Consider the following 4661-nt stretch of genomic DNA (forward strand, 5'->3'; position numbering starts at 1 on the left):
GCACGGCGGGATCGCCCACCGCGCCACCGGCCAGCACGCCGAGCAGGGTGCCCGCCGGTCTGCACGCTCTTCACCAGCATGCCGTGCTGCTTCTGGCCCAGGTCGTCCTGCTGGCCGCGGACCTCGAAGAGCACCGTGCCGGTCCCGTTCAGGGCGAACGCCGAGCGACCCTGACCCGCGTACTCCCGGGCATCCGGGTGGTAGTACCGGCCGACGGCCGCGAGCTTCGACTGGCTGCCGTACTGCGCCTGCATGCCGTTGGCGACAGTCAGCGCGTAGCGGCGGGACTTGTCCTGGTCGAGCGCCGGCCACGCCGCCTTGTACTTGGCGCCGTCCTGCACCCCGAGCGGCGGGTAGTCGAGCGAGACGGAGATCAGCTTGCCGTCCTGCTCACCGCCGGTGAGCCGGTCGCACGGTCCCATGTGGTGCAGGTCGACGTACGCGTCGACCGCGCCCTTCTCCGCCCGCAGCCCCACATAGACGTCGCGGATGGCGCGCGACTCGGGGGAGAGGAAGAACCCGGCGTCGGTGTCGCGGCCCGGCAGGTCGGCGGCGCGCGGCACGTAATCGAGGTCGGGGTTGAAGTCCCGGTTCAGGTCGTAGCCGGGCAGGTTGATGCCGTCTCCCCTGAGCCCGTGGTACCAGGCGCGCGGCGCCCCGGCCAGCTGCGGGAACTCCGTCACCGTCTCGTCCCAGGACCGTACGTTCATCCGCCGGTTGAGCTCGCCGCCGTCCGGGTTGACCATGGGCATCGCGACGAGGGTGATCTCGCTGAGGATCTTCCGGGTCTGGGCGTCGCCGCTGCTGCCGAGCCGCTTGAGGATCGCGAGCAGCGCCTCGGTGCCGGTCCGCTCGTTGCCGTGGATCGCGCTGGTGACCAGCAGCACCTTGTCGCCGGTGCCCACCCGGGCCGCCCACAGCTCCCGGCCCTGCTGGGTGCGCCCGACCACGTCGACGTCCACCCGGCCGCCGCTGGTGCGCTCGATCTGCGCGAGCTGCTCGCCCACCTGCTGGTGGTTGCTCCAGCCCGCCCAGGACGGGTCCTCGGCGATCTTGCAGCTGCCCTGCCCCGGTCCCTCAGGAACGGCGGCGGCGACGGGCGCGGCGGTGAGGATCGATCCGGCCAGCGCGGCCGCCATAGCGGCGGCCAGCGCGCTTCGGGATCGGAGGATCGTGGACATCTTGTGAACCTGCACGCGGTACTCCTCTCGTGGATCCGCCGACCACCGAGCAAGGCGCAGTGCGCACCGGTGACGCTCGGGAGCGAACCACCTTTGCCTTTTGGCGATCTTGACGCGTCCGGCCGGGAGCAGGCAATAGAAATCCGCAACTTTGTCAATGCAAAAGGATATTTCCAACAGATGTGGCGGCCCCGCCCACCTTTTTCCTACAGAAGGTAGAAGCGCGGCGTTCTACCCCGACCGGCCGCTTTCGTAGACGACGGCGCCGCCGGCGATCGTGTGGGTGACGCGGGCGTCGGCCGGCAGGCCCGCGCCGGCGGCGAACAGGTTGCGGTCGAGTACGGCCAGGTCCGCGCGTTTGCCGACCGCGATCGTGCCGCCGTCGGCGTCGTGGTTGACGTACGCCGAGCCGGCGGTGAACGCCGCGAGGGCGACGGACAGCGGCAGCGCCTGCTCCGGCAGGAACGGCGCGTTGTCGCGGTGCTCCGGGTCGATCCGGGTCACGGCGACCTCGATCTCTTCGAGGGGGTTCGCGGTCGTCACCGCCCAGTCGCTGCCCATGGCGAGGGTGGCGCCGGAGCGCAGCAGGTCGCCGAAGGGGTACTGCAGCTCCGCCCGCTCCCGGCCGAGGAACGGCAGCGTCAGCTCCTCCATCTGCGGCTCCATCTGCGCCCAGTAGGCCTGGCAGTTCGCGGTCACGCCCAGCTGCCGGAAGCGCGGCACGTCCTGCGGGTGGACGAGCTGCAGATGGGCGATGTGGTGACGGTTGTCCGTACGCCCGTTGGCCGTGCGGGCGGCCGCGACCGCGTCGAGGGCGTTGCGCACGGCGCGGTCGCCGATCGCGTGCAGGTGGACCTGGAAGCCGAGCCGGTCCAGCTCGGTCACCGCGGCGGCGAGCAGGTCGGCGTCGACGTACGTCAGGCCGTGGTTGTCGGTGTGGCCGCCGCAGCCGTCGCAGTACGGCTCGAGCAGGGCTCCGGTGTAGTTCTCCAGCACGCCGTCGACCATGATCTTGACCGTGGTGGGGTGGAAGCCGCCGGCTGTCGCGGATTCCCGCTGGGTGCGGAAATCAGGGATCTGGTCCAGGCCGCGGTGCCGGTCCCACCACAGGGCGCCGACGACCCGGGCCGCGAGCCGACCGGACGCGGCGAGCGACCGGTACGCCTCCAGGGTTCCCGGCGTCACCCAGGCGTCCTGCCAGCCGGTGATGCCCAGCGAGTGCAGGTGCTCCTGGGCGTTGAGGATGGCATCCTCCCACTCGGTGCGCCCCGGCAGGGGCACGTGCCGGTCGTTGAAGCTGTACGCCGCGCCCTCGTGCAGCGTGCCCGTCGGCTCGCCGGTGTCCGGGTCGCGCTCGATCCGCCCGTCCGCGGGGTCCGGCGTGTCCCTGGTGATGCCCGCGATCTCGAGGGCCCGGGAGTTGACCCACGCGCCGTGCACGTCCCGGTTGAACAGGAAGACCGGGCGGTCCGGCACGATCGCGTCCAGGTCCTCCTTGCGCGGGGTGCCGCCCGGGAAGTGCTCCATCGCCCAGCCGCCACCGATGATCCAGGGCTGGTCGGGGTTGTCGGCCGCGTAGCGCGCCACCCGGTCCAGGTACGCCTGCCGGCCGGTGAGGTCGTTGAGCCAGACGCGGAGTCGGTTGCGCCCGGCGAAGGGAGCGTGGATGTGGGCGTCCTGGAAGCCCGGCAGCACCATGCCGCCGCTGGCCTCGATCACCCGGGTCCGCGGGCCGATGAGCGCGGACGCGGGCTCGGAGCCGACCGCGACGATCCGGTCACCGCGTACGGCGACCGCGTCGGACCAGCTGCGGGCGGCGTCGACGGTGTAGACGTCGGCGCCGGTGATGACCAGGTCGGCGTGCTCGGCCACCGTTCCACCTCCTCCGGTGTCAACCGCACGGAGGCCTCCGGCCGCCGCTGGCGCGTTGGTCGAGGATCGAAGCACACGCCGGAACGGTTAGGCAACGATCGGGGCGGCGGCGCAGCGACACGGCCGGTCCCGAGCTGGGCAAGTCGGACGGGGTGGGTAGGCTGGCCCGGCTTTCCGCAACGGCCGCCCGGAAGGACGACGATGACCGCACCGCCGTCGAGGCACACGTTCGGCCTGGACGAGTTCGGCCTGGACGATCGGATGCGGCTGTTCGGCTACGTCACCGCCGAGAACCGGTTCGCCTACCTCTGGCTGCTGCGCGCCTTCGAGACGGCACGCTCCAGCTACCACGTCATGCTGCACACCGCCGACGTGGCCGCGGCGATGGAGGCGCTGCACCAGGCCAACCCGGACTGCCCGGATCCGGCCGAGCTGGAGCTGCCGCGGCTGCTCGACGCGCTCGTGGACTGGGGGGTGCTCGACCGGGGCCAGGACGGCACCCGCGCGACGACCCTCGCCGAATACCGCAACCGGCACTCGGTCTACCAGTTCACCGAGGCCGGCTACCGGGCCCACCGGGCGGTGGAGACGGTGCTCACCGCGACGATGGACGACACGACCCTGTCCCGGCTGGTCTTCGCGGACCTGCTGGCCGACCTGACCGCGCTCGCCGCCGCCAACGAGGCGGGCGACGCCGAGGAGGTCTACCGCAAGCTCAACCGGCTCGACCGGGCACTGGCCGACATCGCCGAGCGGGCCGCCCGCTTCTACCACATGCTCGGTGACCTGAGCCGGACCAACGACGTGCGCCCGGAGATGTTCCTCGCCCACAAGGACGCCCTGCTGGCCCACCTGCGGGACTTTCACGACGAGTTGCAGCGCTACACGCCGCGGCTGCGGGCGGCGGTGCACGAGGTGGAGGCGACCGGCCTGGACCGGCTCATCGAGGCGGCGGCCGAGGCCGACGAGCGGCTCTTCCACACGCCCGTGGAGCGGCTGGAGGATTGGCGGCGCCGCTGGCGCGGGCTGCGGTCGTGGCTGGCGCCGCCGGGGCTCGAGGAGGCCAGCGAGGCCGACCGGCTCGCCGACGCCACCATCGGCGCGATCGGCGACGTCCTAGCGTTGCTGCGCAGAGTGACCGAGGCACGGCGCGGCGGGGTGAGCCGCGAGTCGCAGTTGCGTCACCTGGCCGCCTGGTTCACCCGCGCCGGCTCCCAGGAGGCCGCCCACGCGCTCTTCGACGTCGTGTTCGGCCTGGGCGGTCCGCGGCACGTGGCGGTGGCTCATCCGGACCCGGAGGCGATCCCGACCCGCCTGTCGTGGTGGGAGGCGCCTGCGGTCGAGCTGTCGCGCACCCTGGTGGCCACCGGCCGGGCACCCGGTACGGGCCGGGGCCGGCCGGCGCGGGTCGACCGCGGCGAGGACCGCCGCCACCGGCTGCGCGCCGACCAGCTCGCCCGGGAGCGCCAGCTCGCCGACGCGGCGGCCGTGCTGGCGGAGGAGGGGCTCGACGGGCACCGGCTGGACGAGGCGCAGACCGGCGTGTTGCTGCGGCCTCGTTCCTGCGTCGGCTGGGCTATCTCGCCTCGTCGCGGGTTGTCGTGGTCG

3 protein-coding genes are annotated in these 4661 nt (G+C 72.6%); 1 reads left to right on the plus strand and 2 read right to left on the minus strand.

Annotation, left to right across the window (positions count from 1 at the left end; genetic code table 11):
• Positions 1-1196 (minus strand): M14 family zinc carboxypeptidase (locus ABZ570_RS33565; protein WP_358072156.1); only part of this gene is annotated, 1196 nt, incomplete at its 3' end.
• A 216-nt stretch (positions 1197-1412) separates the two neighbouring features.
• The gene (locus ABZ570_RS33570; protein WP_358072158.1) at positions 1413-3053 is read right to left on the minus strand and encodes an amidohydrolase; all 1641 of its coding nucleotides are present in this window, start codon (positions 3051-3053) and stop codon (positions 1413-1415) included.
• 201 nt (positions 3054-3254) lie between these two features.
• Here ABZ570_RS33570 and ABZ570_RS33575 point away from each other — a divergent pair.
• On the plus strand, positions 3255-4661 hold a 1407-nt coding region (locus ABZ570_RS33575; protein ID WP_358072160.1), incomplete at its 3' end, for a TIGR02677 family protein.

It is taken from the genome of Micromonospora sp. NPDC007271 (genome assembly GCF_040634005.1).
Lineage (GTDB): Bacteria > Actinomycetota > Actinomycetes > Mycobacteriales > Micromonosporaceae > Micromonospora.